Here is a 16,922-nt window from a genome sequence, read left to right on the forward strand (position 1 = left end):
GTGTAAAAGTATCCCTGCGCAGGGATATTCCTGCTGTTACCGCGACCGCAGGAAGGCGATGCCCGAACGCTACAAGGCCCTTCAGCACAGCTATGAACAGCTGGAAGCCGACTTCCACATGCTGGCCAATTCAATCCCGCAACTGGCGTGGATGACCCGTCCGGATGGCTGGATCTTCTGGTACAATCAGCGGTGGTTCGACTACACCGGAACCACGCTGGAGGAGATGCAGGGCTGGGGCTGGCGGCAGGTCCATCATCCCGACCATGTCGACCGTGTCATCGACCGGATCAGCCAGGCCTTCGAGACAGGCGAGCCCTGGGAAGACACCTTCCCGCTGAAAAGCAAGGACGGGGAGTATCGCTGGTTCCTGTCACGCGCCGTTCCGATCCGCGACAGCGACGGCAATATCATCCGCTGGTTCGGCACCAATACGGACGTCACCGAACAGAAGCGCCTGGAGGAACGCCAGGCCCTGCTGATGCGGGAGATCGACCACCGGGCGAAGAATGTGCTCGCTGTCGCGCAATCGGTCGTCAGCCTGACGCGTGCTGAAACAGTTGAAGGCTACAAGGAAGCCGTTGAGGGCCGCATCGGCTCGCTCACCCGCGCCCATAGTCTCCTGGCCGCATCCCGCTGGGACGGCGCAAACCTGCACGCGCTGCTGCAGGAGGAGACCGAACCCTTCAATTCTGGTGACGAATGCCGGGTCACGCTCAAGGGTGACAATGTGCTGCTGGCCCCTGACGCAGCCCAGTCGCTGGCACTGATCTTCCACGAGCTGGCCACCAATGCCGCAAAGTATGGCGCCCTGTCCCATCAGGGTGGCCAGTTGGATGTGACATGGACCAGCGAGCGCGATGCGGTGCATATCTGCTGGCGGGAATCGGGCGGACAGGCGGTGGCCGCACCCGAGCAGACTGGCTTCGGCACACGGTTGCTGGAACGGATTATTGCCGGGGCGGCGGGCGGCACACTCAAACGGACCTGGCATGAGACAGGGCTGCAGGTCGATATCGAGATCGCCACAAGCGACGCCCAGCCCGACGAAACGACGCGACAGGCCGAATCCACAAAACAAACCCAGCGCCGCAAGGCACAGCCCCTGATCCTGGTTGTCGAGGATGAGCCGTTGACCGCCATGGACCTTGAGGTCCGCCTTCAGGACGCAGGATTCGAAGTGATCGGCCCGGTCGACTCCGTCGCCAGCGCCCGCGAACTGATCGGCGACCTGAAGCTCGACATCGCGCTGCTCGACAGCAACCTTTCAGGTGAGCGGTCCTACGGCCTGGCCGAGGACCTGGTGTCCTCCGGTATCCCGGTTGTCTTCTGCACCGGATATGAGGAACTGGACGAGCTGCCCGACGTCCTTCGCGAATGCGCAATCGTGCCGAAACCCTTCCGCAACGATACGCTTTTCGGCACGATCTCCGCGGCGATGAAACCGCCTGGCCGTCCGCAGGGCTGAGCCCCAAAGGTTAACCGGGGTTAAGCGCGCATTAACCAGAATACTGGCGTTATCAACGGGTTAATCCGGGGAACGCGCCATGGCCAATCTGCTGCGAAACGTCATCACCGCCCATCACTGCCGCTCGACCCACCACTTCATCGTGATGGATGCGCTTGGCCTGCTGGACGGCAAGGACGCAGACGGCTGGCACGACCTGATGCTGAGCGAGCATGCCTCGCTGCTCGCCGGCGCCAAGGCCCCGGATACAGAGTTCAAGGATTTCCGGAATCACGTCCTGCACGTCTCCGAAGGCGAATGGGGCGGGGCCCGCGATGCGGCGGCTGAATGGTATGGCAAGGCCGTCGGCGCCCTGCGCGAGAAGAAGTGGAGCCATGCCGCCTATGCGCTCGGCGTGCTCAGCCACTATTACGCCGACCCGATCCAGCCCTTCCATACCGGCCAGAGCGAGGAAGAAGGCGCCATTCACCGCGCCCTGGAATGGTCGATCGCAAAGTCCCGGGCCGAGATCGTCCGCCGGATCGAGCTGAAAGGCTATCCCGACATTGGGGCTGGCATGGGGTCCGGCTTTGTCTCCGACATGGTGCTCGCCGGCGCGCAGCGCTCGCATCCGCACTATCAGGACTTCATCGACCATTACGACATCCATGTCGGGGCGAAGAACCCGCCCGCCGGCCTGGACGAGACACTGCTCGAGATCATTTCCGACCTTGTCGCCTATGCGACCAAGGGGATGAGCGTCCTGTTCTCGCGCGCCTTCGCCGAGGCCGCCGTGACGCCGAAAAAGGTCAACATCACCGTGCGCGGCTATCTCGCTACGCTCGATATCCCGGTCCAGTGGGTCACGAAGAAGATGGAGAACGCGGCCGACCGCAAGACGGTGGCGGCGATGTACAAGGAGCTGACCGAGACCGGCAAGGTGGTCAAGACCCTGCCCGATGACGACAAGGCCATCCGCGCAATGCACGCCAAAACCGTGCTGCGCGTGCCCTTGAAAGAGCTCGATGCGAAGCCGCTCGCCCCGCTCGGCTCGAAACATGTGCCCCGGGCCGCCATGCCCGAGACTGCTACAGGATCGCAAGATGCGACTCGCGCTTCAGCGCCGCCGAAACCCTCTGCCGCGGTTGAAAATGCCGTCGCCGAAACACCCGAAGCCTCACCCGCGCCCAAAGCCCCCGCGCGCGCAGAGCCGGACATGGCCGAGGACTCCCGCCTGACGCTCGATAGCGATGTCGTGGACGCCCCGTCCATCGGGAAGAAGACGGCCGCCCGGCTCAACGCCATCGGTATCGAGACGATCCGGGACCTGATGGGGATCGATCCGGTGACGACCGCCGAAGCCCTTGATGTTGGCCACATCACCGCCGAAACCGTTCTCGACTGGCAGGACCAGACCGCGCTGAAAATGGCGCTGCCGAGCCTTCGGGTGCACGATGTCCAGCTGCTGGTCGGCGCCGGCTTCCGCTCAATCGACGATGTCGCAGAGGCCCGGGCCGGCGAGCTCTTTGCCGCCGCCAAGGCGCACTTCGAAAAGCCGGAGACGCGCCGCATCATCAATGACAACAACGCGCCCGACCCGGAAGAAGTCCTGCACTGGATCGAACTTGCGAAAGAGGCCGTCTAGCGGCTCACTCCGCCGGTTCGCCCGGCGCGAGCAGCGCCTCGACCGCGCGCCGGTGTCCGCCAATCGGGTCGTCGAGGGGGAAAACCTCCAGCGCCACGTCCGGCGTGATGCCGGTTTCCTCATAGAGCACGCCATCGGGCGCCAGGAAGCGCTCATTCGACAGCTCCGCCACCCAGCCATTCGGCAGAGGTTTTGACAGCACCGTGGAAAAGCTGCCGCGCGTTGTGGCGCCGTAATGCGTCACATTCGGCAGCTGGCGCAGGGCAACCGTGGCAATCTCGCCGCCGCTCACCGTGACATCGCTGGTCAGCAGCTTGACCGGGCGTGTGTAGCGGATGTGGTCGGCGGGCGCGATGACCCGCTCACGCGGGGGCACACCCGTTCCCGGAACCTCGGTCGCATAGGCTTCGAAGGCCTGACCGGTGAAGCGGCTGGCGAGGCGCCGGGAAATCGCGTCATAGCCGCCGCGATTATTGGAGAGGTCGAGAATGACGAACTCGCTATCGGCCATGGCCGTCAGCGCCGCGTCCATGACCTCGTCGAAGACAGCAAACTCGGCCTCGCGAAAGGTGGGATCGCCAATGTCCACACCGCTGAACCCGCCCATCTGGAGGATCTGGATGTAACCGACCCGGCCATCGCCGATCGTGCCCCAGAGGATGCGGTCATTCGCGACATGCTGGCTGCCGGCGTCCAGGATCTCCTCTTGCAGCGCCGTGAAGATGCCGATCAGCCATTCGGTCTCGCGGCCCTCACCCCGGATAAAGGATAGCGTTTCGCCAAGCCCGTCCTGCTGGCGGCGAAGCCCCTCTCCCATTGGCGCGATCAGCTTGGTGTGGGAGTCGCTGAACCCGTCGATCATGCCGGCAATCACATCGAACAGCGCCGCATCGGTCATATCGTCCGACACCTCGCCGCGCGCAGCCGCGACACGGGCCTGCCAGTCAATATCGCGCACCTCGAAGAAGGCATAATTCTCCGCCACCAGCTCGGCGAAATAGTCGAAGACAGCGCTCGGCGTTGCGCGTTCAGGCGAAACGTCCGTGCAGGCGCCGGGCAGCGCATCGATCCGCGTATTGAAGATTTCGGTGTCATCCGGCAGCAGCTGCAGGATCAGCGCATCCCCGCCCGGCGCGGTGCGGTAATACCGGTAGTCCAGTGCCAGCGTATCGGTCAGACCCCGGGCGGCTTCAGGCGTCTCGAAGCAGAAGGACTGCGTGACCTGGTACTGGGTCATGCCGTCCGGCGTGATGTCGAAAATCCAGCCATAGCCCTCAGACCGCCAGAGGCCGAGCACGTCTTCCGGCAAGGCTTCGAAGCCGGTGATCTCATGCGTGTCGCCGAATGCGGCGCGGTCGAAGGCGGGCGCCTTCTCTTCGCTTACGCAGGCCGCGACCAAGCAAGCCGTCGCCGCCACTGTCAGAGCTCTCACCATCGTCATCGCCTCCTCTCCAGGACGTGACTGGCTATGCGCCGCTCACCGCTTCGTCAATTGCGCATGGCGGCGCGCCCGGCGCCATACGGTCGAGACGACGAAAGACGCGGCCCGAATGGCTCGAGTACGATGAGCGTTATAATTCAAATCTCCTAAGGGTCAGAAGGTCATCGAGCCACTTCCCGCCCCCTCGGGCCCGCAAATGCTTGCGTCTTGGTCCCTGCTCGATCGCAATCTCGAGCCGCCTGCCATTCGCGTCCAGCAGGTAGAATTCGTTCACGCCCCGCTCGATCGTCGATACGGCCTGCGCCACCGTCATGCGCCAGCCGCCTCCATTAGGACCGCCTATAGCGACGACCCGCGCATGGTCGACCAACTCACCCTTCAGCGAAATGCACGTAACCTTGATCGACGCCATACGCTATTCCTATCCCATCCGTCGACCGGACGTCTCCTGCGCGTCACCGCCGGGCAAATAAATTCCGTGAAGCCGGCCTCACTACAAACCCTGACTTCCCAATCCGACCCCGAACCATTATACTGCGCGTCGTTAGGACACTATTCCGTCCCGGAACCCTGACCGCCCGGCCCGCAAGGCCGGGCGGCTGCGTTTCAGGGACCAAGCAAACGGAGCCCAAAATGGCCGATATTCTGATGCCGAAGGCGACGGCCGTCTGGCTGATCGACAACACGACGCTGACCTTCAAGCAGGTCGCCGACTTCTGTGGCCTGCACACGCTCGAGGTGAAGGGCATCGCCGATGGCGACGTCGCCGAGAACATGCGCGGCGTCGATCCGATCTCCGGCGGCGAGCTGACGCGCGAGGAAATCCGCAAGGGCGAGGCAGACCCCGACTATGTGCTGAAAAAGGCCGAGTCGAAGATCGCCCACATCCCGCAGCCCAAGCGCAAGGGTGCCCGTTACACCCCGGTGGCGCGCCGCCAGGACAAGCCCGATGCGATCGCCTGGTTCATCCGCAACCACCCGGAAGTGACCGATGCGCAGATCTCCAAGCTGATCGGCACCACCAAGGCGACGATCACCAATGTGCGCGACAAGACGCACTGGAACTCGCAGAACATCAAACCGGTCGACCCGGTGACGCTGGGCCTGTGCTCGCAGATCGAACTCGACGAAGTGATCGCCAAGGCCGCCGACAAGCGCCGCAAGATGGACGCTCAGAAGCAGTCGGAAGTTTCGGGCCCGGGCCTCGCGCCCGCCGAGGATACCGACGCGCAGGCGGCCTCAGAGGACCGGAACAAGGAAGAGCCGAACGCCGACGATATCTTCTCGGCCTTCAAGAACTAGCCGCGTTCCGCATCCGGACGTTAAAGAGCCCGCCGCGACTCTCGTGGCGGGCTTTTTCTTTGCTTGTCGGGCTGAGGGGGCCAGGAACAGACGGCAGCCATACCGGAATCAGACTGAAAATGTACTGGAATCGTACTGTTTTAAGACCGTCCGTCCCACAATCGCTCCTCAATCCTTCCGCGGGAAGTTCTTGACCGCATCCGCCAGGCTATGGCGCGCGCTTCCCGGGCGCAGGGGCTTGGGCTGGCCCTCATGCGGGGCCCAGCCGGACAGCCAGACAATGTTGAAGGTCGCCCTCAGGCGGCCATCCGGATCGCTGTAGCGCTCGGCATAGAGCTCGCTCATCCGCATCAGCACGGCCGGTGACAGCGGCCGCCGCGGCCCCTTTTCGCCGGTCAGGAAGGCGGCCTGCTCACCCATTCCCTTGATATCACGCATCAATTTGAGCGGGTCGTCATAGCGTACCGTCACCGTGTCAATGTCCGCGACGGGCAGGGCAAAGCCAGCCCGCTGCATCAGGGCTGCCATGTCCTGCAGGCCCGGCAGCGGCGAAAGCCGCGCCGACGCGCCGCCATGGATCTCCGACTCAGCTTCGATCAGGCAGGCCCTGAGCTCGGCCAGCGTCCCGCCTGCGAACAGGCAGCCAAGGAACAGCCCGTCCGGCTTCAGCCCCTGCCGTATCCGCACCAGCATCCCCGGCAGGTCATTCACCCAGTGCAGGCTGAGCACCGACGTCACAAGGTCATACCGCCCTGTTTCAAAAGCATCTTCTTCCTCGTCGAGCTGGAACGCCTCAAGGCCGTCGGCTTTCATCCTGGCGACAAATTCCGCCGAAGCATCCGCCGCGTCCACGGCTCCGACCCGGCCGGAGGCCCGCAGCTTCTGCGCGGCCCGGCCATCATGGGCGCCAAGGTCCAACGCGCGCTCGAACGTCTTGGTCGTGTCCATCAGCCGTTCGACAAGCTGACTCGACTCCCGCTCCTTCAGGAAGGCATAGTCATCATAACGGGCAGCCGCCCGGTCGCGGTGCAGACGCACCAGGTTTCGGTCGAATAGCTTGGGTGGGGCAGTGGCCATGGGGCTCGATATGGACCGGCTGAGCCGTTCAGCAAAGGCCGGATTGCGCTCACTCGGTGATTTCATCTGGCCACCGCGCTCGCTGCTGACCGGCCAGAGCCATGTCGGGCCGGGCCTGATCCCGCCGGAAGACTTCGCGAAGCTCAGCTTCCTGAATGGCAGCGGCTGCCGCCTCTGCGCGATGCCAGCCGAGAGCGATCTCGGTGATGCGACACTGTGCGGCGCCTGCGCGGCCAAGCCGCCACCGTGGCAGGCGGCCCGCGCGGCCCTCGAATATGACGATGCCTCACGCAAGGCCGTGCTGGACCTGAAGCGCGCGGGCCGGCGTGACGGCCTGCCTGTCTATGCCGCCTGGATGGCACTTTCGGCCGCCGACATCCTCCCGGCGGCCGACCTGATTGTGCCGGTACCGCTACACTACAGGCGCCTGGCCAGCCGCGGTTTCAACCAGTCCGGCTGGCTGGCGGCCGCCCTCTCACAGCGCACCGGCAAGCCCTTCGCAGCCGATGCGCTTGTCCGGCGCAGGCCAACCCCGACCCAAGGCGGTCTCACCGCCCGTGAGCGGCGCCGGAACGTGCGGGGCGCCTTCGCGGTCCGCCCGTCGCGCGCCGACCGGATCGAAGGAGCGCATGTGCTGCTGGTGGACGATGTCTACACAACCGGCGCGACCCTTTCGGCATGCACGCGTGCCCTGAAAAAGGGCAAGGCGGCCTCAGTCAGCGTGCTGGTGCTGGCGCGCGTTGTCAGGCCGACGGATGTCACCATATAGAAGGCTCAACAGGATATTTTCCGGAGCAGACATGCAAAAGGTCACCATCTACACACGCGCCTTCTGCCCCTTTTGCACAAGGGCCGTCAGCCTACTGAAGCAGAAGGGCGTTGATTTTAAAGAGATTGATGCCGGTATGGACCCCGACAAGAAGCAGGAAATGGTTTCGCGGGCGAATGGCGCGCGGACCTTCCCGCAGATCTTCGTCGGTGACACCCATATTGGCGGCTGCGACGAGATGATGGCCCTCGAACGCGCTGGCAAGCTCGATCCGATGATCGAGGCCGTCTGACGGGGAGCATAATCGATGATCCGCTATGCACTGGAATGCAGGGATTGCGAGGCCGGTTTCGAGGGCTGGTTTGCGTCTTCTGATGCCTTCGAGACACAGCGTGACAGGCATCTTATCACATGCCCGAACTGCGGCGGCGCCGACGTGCGCAAGCAGATCATGGCACCATCGGTGCGCCCTTCGGAAAAGTCTGGCGCCTCCGACCCGGAACGGGTGTTCGGCAAGCTCGCGGCAAAGGCGCGCCAGCACATCGCCGAAAATTATGACTATGTGGGCGACGGCTTCGCCGAGGAAGCACGCAGCATGTATTATGGCGAGCGCGACCACCGGCCGATCTGGGGCGAGACGACCGCGGAAGAACGCGAGGCGCTGCAGGAAGAAGGCGTGCCGGCCGCGCCCCTACCGCCTGCTTTCGTGCCGCCGCGCCAGGACGACAAGTCAAAACTCAACTAGGAACTGTCCAAACCGGACAGATGCGACGGCTTGGCCGCTTGACGGCGCGCGCATGCTCAATAAAAACGGCTTCGATTCAGGTACGGAGAGCGCCAGATGGCTTCGAGCGAATACACGCACGGCGAAATGAAGATCGACGCCCAGTCGAAAATGTATGACGGCTTCATGAAGGCCAGCGCCTGGGGCGCGCTGATCCTGCTGATTTCCGTCGGCTACATGGTCTTTACCCTGTCGATGGGCATCAACTGGCTGGTCTCGCTGGTTCTCTGCGCCGGCGCAGGTATCGCGATTGGCATGATCATGGGGATGGGCGGCGCCTGGATCGCAACCGTGGTTGCGCTGGCCGGCCTTGCCATCTTCATCCAGCTGCTGATCTTCCTGATCGGGCTGGTCGTCTAGCAAGCCCCCTCAAAGTGGCCGCGCCCACTTTCTGAGATCATCGACAAACAGGTCTGGCACTTCCATCGCTGCGAAGTGACCGCCTTTTGGCATGTCCGCCCAATGCTGGACATTGTAGGCCCGCTCGCACCAGCTGCGCGGCGGCATCAGCATGTAAGTGTCGCCGGGATAATTGGCGAAACCGGTCGGCACCTCGATGCGCTGGCCCTCAGGCAGTGTCCCGCCGCCCTCCAGGAAGAACGCCGCGTAGTACCAGACCGATGTCGCGATCGCATCATTCACCAGGTAGATCATCGCATTGGTGATGAGCTGGTCTTTCGAATAGACGCTGAAGAGATTGCCGTCGGGCACGTCCGACCAGCCGTGGAACTTCTCGATGATCCAGGCGGCGGTGCCGAGCGGTGAATCCATCAGCGCCATCGCCAGTGTCTGGGGCTTGGTCGCCTGCTCCATGAGGTAAGCGCCCTCGGCCTGCATGCTGGCCTGGCTTTTGGCGATCCATTCCTTCTCTGCGTCCGATTGCGGTGAGGCAGCGGCCGGGCGCAGGCCCATCATGTTGAGATGGATTGCCCGGCAGCCGCCTTGCGGCGCACTCGCCGGATGCTCGAATCCGAGCCATGAGGTGACCAGGCTGCCCCAGTCGCCGCCCTGCGCGAGATAGGTCTCGTAGCCCAGCACCTCACGCATCAGCGTGTTGAACAGGTTCGCCGTCTTTCGCTGGCCGATGGGTGCTGTGGGCTTTCCGGAAAAGCCGTAGCCCGGCAATGAAGGGATGACGAGGTCGAAAGCATCGGCGACGGAGCCGCCATGCTGCGAGGGGAAAGCGAGCGGGCCGATGGCGTCATAGAATTCGAAGAAGGAACCCGGCCAGCCATGGGTCATCAGGAGCGGCCGCTTGCCTTCAGCTTCGCCCACAATATGCAGGAAGTGGATGTCGAGGCCGTCAATCTCGGCCTTGAAATGTGGGTAGCGGTTAAGTTCGGCTTCGGCCGCCCGCCAGTCGTAGCGGTCCAGCCAGTGCGCCTGGATATCCTTCATCACATCGGCTGACATACCGAATTGCCATGGACCGCCCGCCGCCGGCGCGGGAAACCAGCGATAGGTAGCAATCCGCTCGCGGATGCGCTTGAGCGTCTCGTCTGCAATGTCGATTTTGAAAGGCCGTGCTTCGCCCATCCTGTCCTCCCGGTGTCTTGCTACCGGCAGAAAGGCAGGCCCGTCTCAGGGCGTCAATGTCGCGTTGGGGAAAGTCCCGACCGAATCCTAGGCGTCAGGGAAACCTTCATTCACAGAATTGAAGTGTCCGGAAGTCGTGTCACCAATGGCCGCAATGCCGCCGACAACCGCGAGCGCGAGAAGGCCGATCAGCAGCGTGTACTCAACGGCGCTTGCGCCGCTGTCGCTCCGCCGGAACTTGCTGATGAGACGCTGGACCATGCCGCCCCCTAAAAACGCTCTGACAAAGCCTCGAAAAGCGGGATGTCCGCTGGCGGGGCCGGATAAGTCTTCAGGTCGGTGGGCTTGACCCACTCAATGGCCTGGCCTTCGAGCGGAACAGGTTCGCCTTTCCAAACCCTGAGTATATACAATGGCATGAACAGGTGAAATTTCGGATAATCGAAACTGGCAAAGTTGAAGGATTGCAGATCACCCGGCGCTGCCTCAACCTGTAGCTCTTCCTTCAGTTCGCGGCAGAGCGCCGCTTCCGGCGTTTCGCCGGATTCCACCTTTCCACCAGGAAACTCCCAAAGACCGGCCATCGACTTACCCTCGGGGCGACGGGCCAGCAGGACCCGGTCCTGCGCATCCATGAGCGCTGCAGCCACGACGAAAACCAGAGGTTTTGTCATGTCCGGTAGGCGCCGTTTATGTCGACATAGGCGTGTGTGAGATCGCACGTCCAGACCGTCCAGGCGGCATCCCCGGCGGCGACATCGACGCGGACCGATATGTGGTCTCCGGCAAAGTGCGCGCTGGCCCTGGCCTCGTCATAGCCGGGCGAGCGCATGCCGCCCTCGGCGACCAGATGGTCCCCGAACCAGATACGCATCTCATCCTTGGAGATCGGCTCCAGCGACTTGCCGACCGCCATGACGATCCGGCCCCAATTGGCATCGCCCGCTGCCATCGCGGTCTTGATCAGCGGCGAGTTCGCGATGTGCATCCCGATCGTCTTTGCGGACGCCTCGCTGACAGCACCTTCGATACGGATCTCGACGAATTTCGAGGCCCCCTCCCCGTCCTTCACCAGTTGGTGGGCAAGGTCGCGGAACGTCTCGTCGATCAGCGCGCGAAAGGCTTCCAGCCGCGGATCGTCGGCCGATTCGATGAGCGGCGCGCCGGACCCGCCTGTCGCAAATAGCATGCAGCTGTCCGATGTCGATGTATCGCCATCGACCGTGACCGAATTGAGCGACCGGTCCACAGAGCCGCGCAACAGCGTATCTAGCACTTCGGGCGTCAAGGCGGCGTCGGTGAAGACGTAGCAGAGCATCGTCGCCATGTTCGGCATGATCATGCCCGAGCCCTTGAGAATGCCGGCAACAGACACCTCGACCCCGTCGATCTCGCAACTGCCGCCGGAGGCTTTCGGGAATGTGTCGGTGGTCATGAAGGCGCGGGTGCACGCTTCCCAGTCCGGCGGCGCCAGCCGGCCCGACAGGTCCGGCAGCATCTGGCCCACATAGTTCGGGTCCGGCAGCGGCTCGCCGATCACGCCCGTCGCTGCCAGGAAGCACTCCTCGCGCGGAACACCCAGGGTCTCGACCATCGCCTTCAGCGTCGCATCGTTCTTGAGCACGCCGGCCTTGCCAGTGAAGGCGTTGGAATTGCCGGCATTCACGACGAGCGCCCTCGCCTTCCCCTTTCCCGCCTTGAGCGCCATACGGCACCAGTCAACGTCCGCCGAAGCCGTGTGCGAGCGCGTGAATACCCCGGCCGTGCTTGTGCCGTCCGGCAGGACGAACAGGAAGACATCGTCGCGCTCGACACCGCGCCTGGCGTAAAATCCCCGGGACGCGGTCGCCGCGAGCACGCCTTTGACGGCCGGCAGCGTGGGAAACGCCGCCGGGGCGAAGGGAGACGGTTTCAGCTTCATTGAATCGGTTCGTCCTCGGCACTTTCAGATGGGGCTGGGTCTTCGCTGCTGGCGTCCGGCTCGTCCAGCAGCTCGGTTGGGTCCGGCTCTTCCAGATAGGACAGGTCCGGCGGGCCGCCATCACGCTGCTGGATCGATGCGTCCGCGCGCAGCTGGCGCAGGATCTTGCTGATCTCCGTGAAGGTCAGATAGGTCACGATTTCCGGGCGCATCTCGTCCTTCGTCTTGGGCGGGCGCGTGCGCCGCTCCTCGACTTTCAGGATGTGCCAGCCCTGTTCGGACTCGAAAGGTTCGGAAATCTCGCCGACGGGCGTGTCGGCGATCACCGATGGAAACGGATCGATCATCTCGTTCGGGGCGACCCAGCCAAAAGAGCCGCCATCGAGGCGCGTGCGGGTGTCCTTGGAGTTTTCGAACGCGAGCGTCGTGAAATCGGCGCCGCCACGGGCCTTGCGAAGCACCTCTTCGGCCGCTTCCTGCGTCTCGACGAGGATATGGCGGATGCGCACCTCGTCATCGAGCTGCTGCAGCTTCACCTGCTCGTCATACATCTTGTCGATGGCCGCCTCGGTGACTTCGGTCGAAACGAGGTTCTCCATCAGGAAATTGCCCAGCAGGCGCTCGCGGGCCGTCTCCAGCCGGCGCTGGGCCTGTGGGGACCGGTCGAGACCGCGGCGCACGGCTTCCTGGGCCAGCAGGCGCTGGTCGATCAGTTGCTCAAGCACGGTCTGGTATTCGGTATGGTCAGGGCCGAAGGACTCGCCGGCTTCGATGCGCCCCTGGGCGACGGCTTCAAGCTCAACGTCCGAGATATAGATCGGCTCTCCGTTCACGACAGCTGCCGTTGAGGCGTCGAAACCGACCTGCCTGTCGCGGACTGGCGTGCCGACAGGATCGCATCCGGTCAGAGCCAGCATGCCGCTGAGCGCGGCGCCCAGAATGAAGTAACGGGAGGATTTCATGCAAATTCCCAATGTTGATGCTGCAGCCGCCTGCATTGACACCCCCTGAGCGGCTTCTTAAGTCTCCGACGGCGACTGGTCGAGAGGTTAGTTTGCCCGGCGCGCACGCGAAGCTAGTGTGCACCTTCTGTCAATCACTTGAAGGCAGGAGGGCCTAACCAAGTCAACAGCGCAGTTTGGTACCCGGTTCAATGCTTTCAGTTGCCCGTAAACTCTTCGGTTCTTCCAATGACAGGAAAATCAAGCCGATGCGCAAGCGTGTTGAGAAGATCAACGCGCTTGAGCCACAAATGGAGGCGCTTTCCGACGAGGAATTAAGGGCCAAAACCACAGAATTTCGAGAGCGTCTCGAGCAGGGCGCGAAGCTCGACGACTTGCTTGAGGAAGCCTTTGCAGTGGTCCGCGAGGGCTCAAAACGCTCGCTCGGCATGCGACATTTCGACGTCCAGCTGATCGGCGGCATGGTCTTGCACGAGGGCGCGATTGCGGAAATGCGCACCGGTGAGGGCAAGACGCTGGTGGCCACGCTCGCTGTTTACCTCAATGCGCTCGCCGGCAAGGGCGTCCACGTCATCACCGTCAACGATTACCTCGCCAGCCGCGACGCGGAATGGATGGGCAAGCTGTACGGTTTCCTTGGCCTGACGACCGGTACGATCGTGCACGGCCTCGACGACCAGCAGCGCAAGGCGGCCTATGCCTGCGATATCACCTACGGCACGAATAACGAGTTCGGCTTCGACTATCTGCGCGACAATATGAAATATTCGATCGAGCAGATGGCGCAGCGCGGCCATGCTTATGCGATTGTCGACGAGGTCGACTCGATCCTGATCGATGAAGCGCGCACCCCTCTGATCATTTCCGGTCCGACCGACGACCGCTCCGACCTCTACCGGACCATCGACAAGTTGATCCCGCAGCTCGACGACGAGACTGATATCGAACTCGACGAAAAGCAGCGCTCGGTGATGTACACCGAGGACGGCATGGAGAAGATGGAGCGGATGCTCGAGGAAGCGGGCCTGCTGGAAGGCTCGCTCTGGGATCCGCACAACATCACCATCGTTCACCACGCCAACCAGGCGCTCCGGGCCCACAAGCTCTTCTTCAAGGACAAGCACTACCTGATGAAGGATGACCAGGTGATGCTGGTCGACGAGTTTACAGGCCGCATGATGGAAGGCCGCCGCCTGTCGGAAGGTCTTCACCAGGCGATCGAGGCCAAGGAAGGCGTCGATATCAAGCCCGAAAACCAGACGCTCGCCTCGATTACGTTCCAGAACTATTTCCGCCTCTATGAAAAGCTGGCCGGAATGACCGGTACGGCCATTACAGAGGCTGACGAATTTGCCGACATCTACAAACTGGAAGTCTTCCAGCTGCCGACCAACAAGCCGGTCCAGCGGATCGACGAGGACGATGTCGTCTACCGGATCGCCAAGGCGAAGTACCAGGAAATCATCAAGGAAGTCCGCGATGCGCGCGCCAAGGGCCAGCCGGTCCTGCTCGGCACCGCCTCGATCGAGAAATCCGAGATCATCTCGACGCTGCTGACCCAGGCCAAGATTCCGCACAATGTGCTGAACGCCCGCCACCACGAGCACGAAGCCGAGATCATCGCAGAAGCTGGCCTGCCCGGCGCTGTCACGGTGGCCACCAACATGGCTGGCCGCGGCACCGACATCCAGCTTGGCGGCAACTTCGAAATGCGCATGTGGAAGGCCGAGGACGAATTCCAGTCCAAGCACGGCCGCGAGCCGACCGAGGAAGAGCGCGCGCAGATGGAAGCCGAGATCAAGGCGTCCATTGAAATCGGCAAGAAGGAAGCGCTCGCCGCAGGCGGCCTCTTCGTCATCGGCACCGAGCGCCACGAAAGCCGGCGCATCGACAACCAGCTTCGTGGCCGGACAGGCCGTCAAGGGGACCCGGGCAAGTCGAAATTCTTCATCTCCGTTGAAGACGACCTTATGCGGGTTTTCGCTGCTGACCGCCTGAACTCGATCATGAAGAGTCTCGGCATCAAGGAAGACGAGGGCATCACGCACCCCTGGATGAACAAGGCGATCGAGACGTCCCAGAAGAAGATCGAGCAGCGCAACTTCGAAATCCGCAAGAACGTCCTTAAGTATGACGATGTCATCAATGACCAGCGCAAGGCGATGTTCGAGCAGCGCCGCGACTTCATGGTGGCCGAGAACGTCACCGACGTTGTCACCGACATGCGCCACGATGTGATTGATGGCTGGGTCGCCCGCGCCATGCCGCCCAAGGCCTTTGCCGAGCAATGGGACGTCGACGGGCTCACCGAGACGCTGAAGAACGAACTCGACCTCGACCTGCCGATCGCGAAATGGGCCGCCGAGGAAGGCGTTGCCAATGAAGAGATCGCCGAGCGTATCCGCGTCGCCTCCGACCAGCATTTCGAACAGAAGGTCGAACAGGCCGGCGCCAAGCAGATCAAGATGGTGGAAAAGCAGGTCCTGCTCCAGGTCCTCGACCAGCGCTGGCGCCAGCACCTGCAACAGATCGACCAGCTGCGGTCTGTCATCCACCTGCGCTCCTACGGCCAGCGCGACCCGCTGAACGAGTTCAAGGAAGAAGCCTTCAAGCTGTTCAACGACCTGCTCGACACGATGCGTGTCGAAGTGTCCCGCATCCTGATGAATATCCGCATTGCTCCGCCGCCGACTGACGAGCAGCGCGCGCAGCTGGCTGCCGCCCGAGAGCAGCTCCTGAATCGCGAAGGCGTGCGGGAAACCCACCTCGATCCCGACACCGGCGACAATGAGATGACCCCGGATGTCGTGGAAGGGCCGAACGACCCGCATGCTGGCCCACCGCTGCACCAGGCCGAGGCCGACTGGTCGAAAACGCCGCGCAATGCGCCCTGTCCTTGCGGTTCAGGCAAAAAGTACAAGCATTGCCATGGCTCGCTTACAGGCGCCGACCAGCAGCGCCTCTAGGCTGGCGGTACGGCTGTCGCAGCCGGGCGCGTGGGCATAAAGTCCAGGTCTGGCGTCTCCCCCAGCGCATAAGCGACGTGCTCCTGCAGAAGTTCCGTCACGATGGTGGCATCACCGGATAGACGCTCGGGCGGGATGATGGGGCCGAACGCCATGTCGAATTCGGCGCGTTTCTTGTTCAGCAATTCATGGAAGAGCGTAATGTCGCGCAGCTCGCCATTGATCTGGCTGAGCTTGTAGAACAGCCAGGAATTGGCCGCCTCGATATGCAGCGGCAGAATCGGCGCCTTCTGCTTGCGCGCCAAGCTCACCACGGTCGGGAACCATTCCTGCTCGGTCAGCTCTCCATCAATCTTCTTGGCGAGCTTGCCCGAAGGAAAGATGACGATGCATTTTTCCTGCTCGAAGGCTTCGGCCGCCATGCGCAGCGTCTCGCGCGTCTTGGCCGGTGTGCGCTTGCTCGCAACCCATTCGATCGGGATCATGACGTCGGTGAAAGCCGGATTGACGCGCAGCGCATCGGCATTGGCGAAGAACACGACGTCCTCGCGCTTGCGCACAATCGCATCCCAGACAGCGACCCCGTCGGCCAGGCCCGTGGGGTGATTCGCTGCAATGACGACGCGGCCTTTTTCCGGGAGCCGGTCGAGATGGCGCAGATCGAGGCTGACATTCAGCTGCTGCGACAGGTATTCAAACGATTGGCGCCCGGACAGCGTCATCAGCGTATCGGCCATGCGCCGCGCTTTTCGGTAGCCGAGCGCCGAATACAGGACCGGCCGCACGATGGGCCAGCTCCAGTGGCCGGCAAAGCTCGGGCAGCGCTCCTCGATCAGCGTATCGACAATATGCTGATCAGGCTCGTCCAGGTCTTTCAGGAAAGCCGACGCGGTGGAATTTTTTTTGAGAATTTCTTCCGTCATCTCACGTGCTCAGCGGGCTGCAAAACCACGCCACATCTCCCTCAAACCCTTACTCTAACACAGTTTCCGGGCCCTGCACCGTCCCTCTGGCGGTCATGCAAGACTTTGAATTGTAAACATTTCAGCAAGTTTCGCTTTACCAACCCGTA

The 16,922-nt window shown here is 62.7% G+C and carries 17 protein-coding genes; 8 read left to right on the top strand and 9 right to left on the bottom strand.

The window, feature by feature from the left end:
* The first annotated feature begins 58 nt into the window (after positions 1 to 58).
* A complete protein-coding gene (locus D1223_RS06330) occupies positions 59 to 1,468 on the top strand; it encodes an HWE histidine kinase domain-containing protein (RefSeq protein WP_119375581.1) in 1,410 nt (469 codons plus the stop codon).
* 79 nt (positions 1,469 to 1,547) lie between these two features.
* Positions 1,548 to 3,092: a DUF4332 domain-containing protein gene (locus D1223_RS06335; protein ID WP_119375582.1), complete on the top strand. Its 1,545-nt coding sequence runs from the start codon at positions 1,548 to 1,550 to the stop codon at positions 3,090 to 3,092.
* Between the two features lie 4 nt (positions 3,093 to 3,096).
* On the opposite strand, the gene D1223_RS06340 is transcribed toward D1223_RS06335, so the two are convergent.
* Positions 3,097 to 4,527, bottom strand: coding sequence for a S41 family peptidase (locus tag D1223_RS06340; RefSeq protein WP_158588423.1), 1,431 nt, complete (start codon positions 4,525 to 4,527; stop codon positions 3,097 to 3,099).
* 136 nt (positions 4,528 to 4,663) lie between these two features.
* Positions 4,664 to 4,945, bottom strand: a complete 282-nt coding sequence (locus tag D1223_RS06345; protein WP_119375584.1) for a DUF3892 domain-containing protein — start codon at positions 4,943 to 4,945, stop codon at positions 4,664 to 4,666.
* A gap of 221 nt (positions 4,946 to 5,166) precedes the next feature.
* Between D1223_RS06345 and D1223_RS06350 the strand changes: the two genes are divergently transcribed.
* Positions 5,167 to 5,835 (top strand): DUF1013 domain-containing protein, encoded by a 669-nt coding sequence (locus D1223_RS06350; RefSeq protein WP_119375585.1) that lies wholly within the window; start codon positions 5,167 to 5,169, stop codon positions 5,833 to 5,835.
* Between the two features lie 168 nt (positions 5,836 to 6,003).
* On the opposite strand, the gene D1223_RS06355 is transcribed toward D1223_RS06350, so the two are convergent.
* Complete coding sequence (locus D1223_RS06355; RefSeq protein WP_119375586.1) at positions 6,004 to 6,912, bottom strand: methyltransferase domain-containing protein; 909 nt, start codon at positions 6,910 to 6,912, stop codon at positions 6,004 to 6,006.
* Here D1223_RS06355 and D1223_RS06360 point away from each other — a divergent pair.
* The 4 genes from D1223_RS06360 to D1223_RS06375 all read left to right on the top strand — a co-directional run bounded on the left by D1223_RS06360 (position 6,911) and on the right by D1223_RS06375 (position 8,825).
* Positions 6,911 to 7,681 carry a ComF family protein gene (locus tag D1223_RS06360; protein WP_119375587.1) on the top strand — a complete coding sequence of 257 codons (771 nt, stop codon included), beginning with the start codon at positions 6,911 to 6,913 and terminating at the stop codon, positions 7,679 to 7,681. The two genes, D1223_RS06355 and D1223_RS06360, sit on opposite strands and share 2 nt — an antisense overlap.
* A gap of 31 nt (positions 7,682 to 7,712) precedes the next feature.
* A complete protein-coding gene (grxC, locus tag D1223_RS06365; RefSeq protein ID WP_119375588.1) occupies positions 7,713 to 7,973 on the top strand; it encodes a glutaredoxin 3 in 261 nt (86 codons plus the stop codon).
* Positions 7,974 to 7,988: 15 nt separating this feature from the next.
* Positions 7,989 to 8,426, top strand: a complete 438-nt coding sequence (locus D1223_RS06370; RefSeq protein WP_119375589.1) for a DUF1178 family protein — start codon at positions 7,989 to 7,991, stop codon at positions 8,424 to 8,426.
* 96 nt (positions 8,427 to 8,522) lie between these two features.
* Complete coding sequence (locus tag D1223_RS06375) at positions 8,523 to 8,825, top strand: aa3-type cytochrome c oxidase subunit IV (RefSeq protein ID WP_119375590.1); 303 nt, start codon at positions 8,523 to 8,525, stop codon at positions 8,823 to 8,825.
* Between the two features lie 9 nt (positions 8,826 to 8,834).
* Here the strand turns inward: D1223_RS06375 and D1223_RS06380 are convergent, their stop codons facing one another.
* The 5 genes from D1223_RS06380 to D1223_RS06400 all read right to left on the bottom strand — a co-directional run bounded on the left by D1223_RS06380 (position 8,835) and on the right by D1223_RS06400 (position 12,884).
* On the bottom strand, positions 8,835 to 10,001 hold the full coding sequence (locus tag D1223_RS06380) for an epoxide hydrolase family protein (protein WP_119375591.1): 1,167 nt from the start codon (positions 9,999 to 10,001) through the stop codon (positions 8,835 to 8,837).
* 87 nt (positions 10,002 to 10,088) lie between these two features.
* Entirely contained in the window at positions 10,089 to 10,262 is a 174-nt protein-coding gene (locus tag D1223_RS06385; RefSeq protein WP_119375592.1) for a Flp family type IVb pilin, read from the bottom strand.
* Between the two features lie 8 nt (positions 10,263 to 10,270).
* Positions 10,271 to 10,675, bottom strand: coding sequence for an 8-oxo-dGTP diphosphatase MutT (gene mutT / locus D1223_RS06390; RefSeq protein ID WP_119375593.1), 405 nt, complete (start codon positions 10,673 to 10,675; stop codon positions 10,271 to 10,273).
* A complete protein-coding gene (argJ, locus tag D1223_RS06395) occupies positions 10,672 to 11,922 on the bottom strand; it encodes a bifunctional glutamate N-acetyltransferase/amino-acid acetyltransferase ArgJ (protein ID WP_119375594.1) in 1,251 nt (416 codons plus the stop codon). Before argJ ends, mutT begins: the two co-directional genes overlap by 4 nt.
* A complete protein-coding gene (locus tag D1223_RS06400) occupies positions 11,919 to 12,884 on the bottom strand; it encodes a peptidylprolyl isomerase (RefSeq protein WP_119375595.1) in 966 nt (321 codons plus the stop codon). The genes argJ and D1223_RS06400 overlap by 4 nt, the downstream gene beginning before the upstream one ends.
* A gap of 191 nt (positions 12,885 to 13,075) precedes the next feature.
* Between D1223_RS06400 and secA the strand changes: the two genes are divergently transcribed.
* Entirely contained in the window at positions 13,076 to 15,850 is a 2,775-nt protein-coding gene (gene secA, locus D1223_RS06405; RefSeq protein ID WP_119375596.1) for a preprotein translocase subunit SecA, read from the top strand.
* Here secA and D1223_RS06410 read toward each other — a convergent pair.
* Complete coding sequence (locus D1223_RS06410; RefSeq protein WP_119375597.1) at positions 15,847 to 16,773, bottom strand: GNAT family N-acetyltransferase; 927 nt, start codon at positions 16,771 to 16,773, stop codon at positions 15,847 to 15,849. The genes secA and D1223_RS06410 overlap by 4 nt on opposite strands.
* Between the last annotated feature and the right edge of the window lie 149 nt (positions 16,774 to 16,922).

The organism is Henriciella mobilis (genome assembly GCF_003576285.1).
GTDB lineage: Bacteria > Pseudomonadota > Alphaproteobacteria > Caulobacterales > Hyphomonadaceae > Henriciella > Henriciella mobilis.